The 5,335-nt window shown below is 65.5% G+C and carries 5 protein-coding genes; all 5 read left to right on the top strand.

Features of this window, described 5'->3' with window-relative positions; translation table 11 throughout:
* On the top strand, positions 1-429 hold a 429-nt coding region (locus tag RGQ15_RS22330), incomplete at its 5' end, for a hypothetical protein (protein WP_311163113.1).
* A 1-nt stretch (position 430) separates the two neighbouring features.
* A complete protein-coding gene (locus RGQ15_RS22325; protein WP_311163112.1) occupies positions 431-2,470 on the top strand; it encodes a portal protein in 2,040 nt (679 codons plus the stop codon).
* Positions 2,471-2,569: 99 nt separating this feature from the next.
* The gene (locus tag RGQ15_RS22320) at positions 2,570-3,514 is read left to right on the top strand and encodes a hypothetical protein (protein WP_311163111.1); all 945 of its coding nucleotides are present in this window, start codon (positions 2,570-2,572) and stop codon (positions 3,512-3,514) included.
* A 30-nt stretch (positions 3,515-3,544) separates the two neighbouring features.
* On the top strand, positions 3,545-4,591 hold the full coding sequence (locus tag RGQ15_RS22315; RefSeq protein ID WP_311163110.1) for an SU10 major capsid protein: 1,047 nt from the start codon (positions 3,545-3,547) through the stop codon (positions 4,589-4,591).
* 220 nt (positions 4,592-4,811) lie between these two features.
* Positions 4,812-5,234, top strand: coding sequence for a hypothetical protein (locus RGQ15_RS22310; protein WP_311163109.1), 423 nt, complete (start codon positions 4,812-4,814; stop codon positions 5,232-5,234).
* Positions 5,235-5,335 lie beyond the last annotated feature (101 nt).

The following is a 5,335-nucleotide window of genomic DNA, read 5'->3' as shown; positions in this document are numbered from 1 at the left end:
GCCTGGGAGCGCACGAGCATTCCGGAGATGCTGGAGGATTGGCGGGATCTGCCGTTCAAGGTGGACAGCGTGATCTTGCCGCATGACGCCGAGGTGCGCGAGCTCGGGAGCGGGCAGACGCGGCGGGAGATCTTCGAGGCGCGGGGGCTGGCAACATACTTGGTGCCGAACCAGTCGGTGCACGAGGGGATCAACCAGGTGCGCGAGCTCCTGCCCAAGGTCTGGATGGATTCGGAGGGGTGCAAGATGCTGCGCGAGGCTCTGGCGGCCTATCGGGCGGATTATGACGAGGTGAAGCGGGTCTATCACACGCGGCCCTTGCATGACTGGTCGAGCCATTGGGCGGACGCTTTGCGTTACCTGGCGCTTGGGCGTGATATGGTTCAGCCATGGGGCGCGCGGCCGCGCCCGAAACTTGGGGTGTGGTGACATGGCGAAGATGCCGAAGGGGAAGGAAGAAAAGCGGCGCTGGCTCGGTGGTGTAATCCAGAACGAGCTGGCGCGGGCGGAGAACGCGGCGGATGACAATGACCGGGCGCGACGGCAGGCGGTGGCCTATTATCTGTGCCGGCCGAGGGGCGACGAGATCGAGAACCGGTCGACGGCGCAAAGCTCGGATGTGCGGGACATGGTGAACGCGGTCCTTGCGATGCTCACGCCGATGTTGTCGACCGACAGCGTTGTGGAGTTCGAGCCGCTTTCCGAACAGGACGAGGACGGGGCGCAGGCGGAGAGCGACGTTCTGAACAAGCTGATTGTCGAGGACAACCAGGGCGCAATTGAGATCCAGGAGGCGGTGAAGGACGCGCTTCTGATGCGCAACGGGGCGATGAAGATCTGGCAGGAGGAGCGGCTGGTATCAGAACGGCTGGACGTGTCTGGGCTGGCGAAGGACGAGCGCCTGGCGCTGGCGCATCGGATCGAGGACGCGGATCCTGGGGCTTCGGCCGAGATCGAGGGCGATCATATTCGGGTCAAGCGGTTCCGGTCGCGGTTCCGGACGGCCTCGGTTCCGATCGAGATGCTGTGCTGGTCATCGGGCTCGGGTGATCTGCAGGAGCGCCGGTTCTTTGCCGAGGCGATGGATCTGAGCCGATCGGAGCTCCTGGAGCGCGGGGTGCGGCGCGAGCTGGTCGAGGATCTGGGCACGAGCGGGGCGGAGGCGAAGCTGGACCGGCTCGGCTCGGTCGATGACATGCAGGGGGAGACCGAGGACCAGGAGCTGATTTCCTGCCATGAGTGCTACCTGATGATCGACCTGGACGGGGACGGGATCAGCGAGAGGTGGCGGATCCTGGTTGCCGAGGAGAAGGAAGTTCTGGAACAGGAGCTGGTTGGGCTCATCCCCTATGCGATCGGAACGGGGTTCATCAATCCGCATCGCCTGACCGGGGAGAGCCTGTTTGATCACCTCAAGCAGATCCAGGACAGCAAGACGTTTTTCCTGCGGCAGGCCGAGGACAACACGGCGACGATGCAGAACGGGAAATATGTCTATGACCCGGCGCGGGTGAACGAGGAGGACGTTCTGAACCCGATCGCCGGGGGCGGGATCCGGGCGCGCGATCCGCAGGCGGTTGCGGCGCTGACGATTCCGGACACGGTGAGCGGATCGCTGGCGATGCTGACCTACCAGGACAAGCGGCGGACGGAGGCCGGGGGCGCGAGCCTGGACATGATGCAGGCCGATGTTCAGCTGGCGGGCGAGACGGCAACGGGGATCGAGCGGCAATATGCGAGCCGCGAACAGATGGTTTCCATGATGGCCTCGAACCTCGGGGAAACCTTGCTGCGCGGGCTTTACACGATCGCCCATGCCTATCTGCGCACCTATGCAGCCGAGCCTTTCCAGGTGCGGGTTAAGGGGCAGTTCGTGCAGGTGGATCCGCGCGCCTGGCCGGAACGAACGCGAATGAACGTCACGGTCGGCAAGACGCCGGGGCAGCGGGCGCATATGCAGAACGTGCTGGGGATGCACCTGCAGATGCAGGCGCAGGCGATGGCGGCGGGGATGACGAACATTCTTGCGAGCCCGCAGACGCTTCACGCGACGGCGCGGGCCTGGCTGCGGATGGCGGGGATAGACAATCCCGACGCGATGCTCCTCGATCCGTCGAGCCCCAGCGCGCAACAGGCGGCGCAGGCTGCGCAACAGCAGGCGCAGGCGGCGCAACAGCAGCAGCTGCAGCTGATCCAGGCGCAGCTGGCGCTGGAGAGCCGGAAGCTGGATGTTCAGGAGGCGAAGAACCGGGGCGAGCTGGCGCACAAGTATTTCGACACCGAGACGCAGCTGGCGATGAAGGAGGCCGAGATCGTGGGCGGTGCGCAGATAGACCTGGAGAAGCAGGCACGGGAGGCGGCGTCGCAATCGCGGCGTGAGGCGGATGCGGCGATGCGAGAGGACGCGCGGGCCGAACGCTCGGCCGATCGGGAGGACGCGCGGGCGGCGGCCGAGAGGGATGCCGCATGAGCCGGGCGGATGAGGCATCGGAGGCGCTATCCCGCGCGCTTCCGCTGATCGAGGAGATCGCGCGGGATTTTGAGGCGGCATCATTCGAGAGGTGGGCCAATGGAACAGCAACAGATCAGGACAGAGGAATCCTCGAGGGGGTCCGACAGTTCGCAACGCTCCTTCGAGGAGCGGCCCGCCCGGCCGCGCGCGGGGGCGGAACAGGTGGCGGCAATCTCGGCCCTGCTTCGGGGCGAGGATCCTGACGCGGCCGAGGCCGAGGAGCGCAGCGATCGGCACATGCCCGATGAGCGGCTGGAGACGGTGCTTGACGGGCGGTCGGCCGAGGAGCGGGAGGAGGAGGGCGAGGAGCCCGAGAGCCGGCCAGCGCCGCGCCCCAAGGCGCGCAACCTGCATGAGCTGGCCGATCAGCTAGGAATCGAGGTCTCCGAGCTGTATGATCTGGACATTGGCCTTGGAGACAAGGCGACCATAAAGCTCGGCGCGTTGAAGGATGCGCATGGCGAGAGGGTGAGCCTGGAGCAAGAGATTGCCAGGAAGCAGGGTTCACTGGATGAGCGCGAGAGCGCGGTAAGGGGTGCGGAGGCGCGCCTGGTCGAGGTCTACGAAGCAGCCAAGCAGCAGCTTTCCCCCGGCATTCAACAGCAGATCGGCAACTGGCTCAATCAGCGCGATGCGCAGCTGCAGGCCAGGGAGGCAAACGCGTTGAGGCGCGCGATGCCAGAGATTGGCGATGAGGGCTGGCGGGGCAAGTTTGAACAATACCTGGTCAAGGCAGGCCAGGAGTTCGGGTTCAGTCCTGCGGAGCTGATCGGGATGAAGGATCACCGGGTGTTCCTGGTGATGAAGCGCCTGATGGATGTGCAATCCCGTCTGGACCGTCTGACCAGTGCCAAGCCGAAAGCCCCGGAACGGCCGGGCATCATACCGCCCCAGGGGCGGGGAGGTGCGGGCCAATCGAGCGCAATCAGCCGCGCGAAACGGTCGGGCAAGCAAGGCGACCAGGTGCGGGCGGTTTCATCCATTCTGCGGGGGGAGCGGTAGGAGCCGATCGCCCCCGTTACAGGGGGCGACATGGCAAAACCTGCGGATTATTGGCAATCAGCCGATTTGAAGGCGATCGAGGAGAACGGCCTCATTCGCGAAGACGTGATGGAGAAGATCTGGGACATTTCGAAAATCCCGCTTCCCTTCACGGACATTGTGGGCACGGACACCTGCACCAATTCCTACACCGAATGGACCACGGACAAGCTGGACGAGCCCCAGCTCGGCGGCTGGGTGGTCGACGGCGCGGATAGCGACCAGAACGACGCCAAGGGCGGCAAGCGGCTCGGCAACCATTGCGGCATCCTGACCAAGGAAGTTCAGGTTTCGGCGCGGGCGCGGGCATCTGACACGATCGGCCGGGGCGACGAGCTGAGCTACCAGGTGATGATGCGCCAGCGCGAGCTGCGCCGGAATGTCGAGGCGAACGCCTTGGGCATCCAGGGCAGCCAGTCGGATGACGGGGACACGCAACCGGGCATCCCGGCGGGCCTGGCGGCGATGATGACGCCGTTTGACACGGGCTCGGGCTATGATCAGCCCGGGTTTTCCGGGGGCGGCTGGGGGGATGTGACGCCCGGCGCGGCTCCTGTGGGCCTGACTGAGATGATGGTTCGCGACGCGGCCCAGGAGGCCTGGGAGGGTGGCGCGGATCCGGGCTACCTGATGAGTGTGCCCGGTCTGATCCGCAAGCTGAGTGAATACATGTTCACGAGCTCCAGCCGGATCGCGACGCTGACCAGGGACACGCGGGGCATTACCGGTGGGGCCGAGGCGCTGGGGACGGTGAACACGTTCATCACCGATTTCGGGGTGACGATGGATTTCATCCCGAACCGGATCCAGCGCGCCTATGACGTTGCCGGCACGGGCGACGGCTGCGCGGCCTTCCTGTTCGATCCGGCCTATTTCCGGCTGAGCTTCCTGCGCGGCTACCGGGTCGAGGATCTTGCCAAAACCGGCCTTTCGGACAAGCGGCTGATGAGTGTCGACTGGACGCTCAAGGCGCTGAACCCGGATGCCGGCCGGGTGCTCCTGGACCTGGATTACGCGGCTGACGTGGTGCTCGGGTGACGGCGCGTTCCACCTTTCCCTGCCCGGCGATCAGCCGGGCGGGATCTTCCCGGGCGCTGCGGGAGAGTCCTTTCAATGAGGGGATCAGCGTTCCGAAAGAGGCCTGGGCGCGGGAGGTGCAAGCCAATCCCGCGCTTGGTTCATCTGACACGCGGGAGCGGTCCGAGGCGATCCGCAAGAGCGTGTTGGGTGGCGAGCTCGCGAAGTATCGGAGGCGGTGATGGCTGGCAAATATCATCGGGATTATGACCATTACGCGCGGCAGTCGGATGGGCATGTGCTTGCGCCTGGCTCCAAGCTGATCGGGGCCTATGCGGAAGGGTATCAGGCCTATCGCAACGGGCTCGGGACGGATGCGAACCCGCATCCTGCGAGCGATGACGACGAGAGCGGGTTCCAGGGGTGGCTTTACGGCTACCAGGACGGGGAGCGGGGCGAGCCTGCAACGCATGTGGGGGGCCCGGATGCTGTGCCGCCGGATCCTGAGCCGGACCCGATCGAGCTGGCCGAGGCGATCCGGACGCATGAGGCGATGGACGAGCTTGCGGCCGAGCTCGGGCTGATCGTGCCGAGCGATTGGGACGCCCGCACGCTGGGGCAGAAACGGGATTTCATAGATGCGATCTATTCTCCGCAGAATTAACGCCAAGGGCGGCGCGGTGTTTCGGCGGGGCGAGCTGATACCGCGCCGGCTTCCGGGTGGGGGGGGAGGATACACGCCCCCCGAGCTGACATTTACGGGGG

It is taken from the genome of Paracoccus sp. MBLB3053 (genome assembly GCF_031822435.1).
GTDB classification, from domain to species: Bacteria; Pseudomonadota; Alphaproteobacteria; order Rhodobacterales; family Rhodobacteraceae; genus Paracoccus; species Paracoccus aurantius.
The sequence above is the reverse complement of the archived record's forward strand: the minus strand, read 5'-3'. Positions and strand labels throughout refer to the sequence as shown.

Excerpts from the sequence above, each read along its gene's own strand:
- RGQ15_RS22325 (WP_311163112.1), top strand. The coding sequence starts at position 431 with ATGGCGAAGATGCCGAAGGGGAAGGAAGAAAAGCGGCGCTGGCTCGGT.
- RGQ15_RS22320 (WP_311163111.1), top strand. The coding sequence starts at position 2,570 with ATGGAACAGCAACAGATCAGGACAGAGGAATCCTCGAGGGGGTCCGAC.
- RGQ15_RS22315 (WP_311163110.1), top strand. The coding sequence starts at position 3,545 with ATGGCAAAACCTGCGGATTATTGGCAATCAGCCGATTTGAAGGCGATC.
- RGQ15_RS22310 (WP_311163109.1), top strand. The coding sequence starts at position 4,812 with ATGGCTGGCAAATATCATCGGGATTATGACCATTACGCGCGGCAGTCG.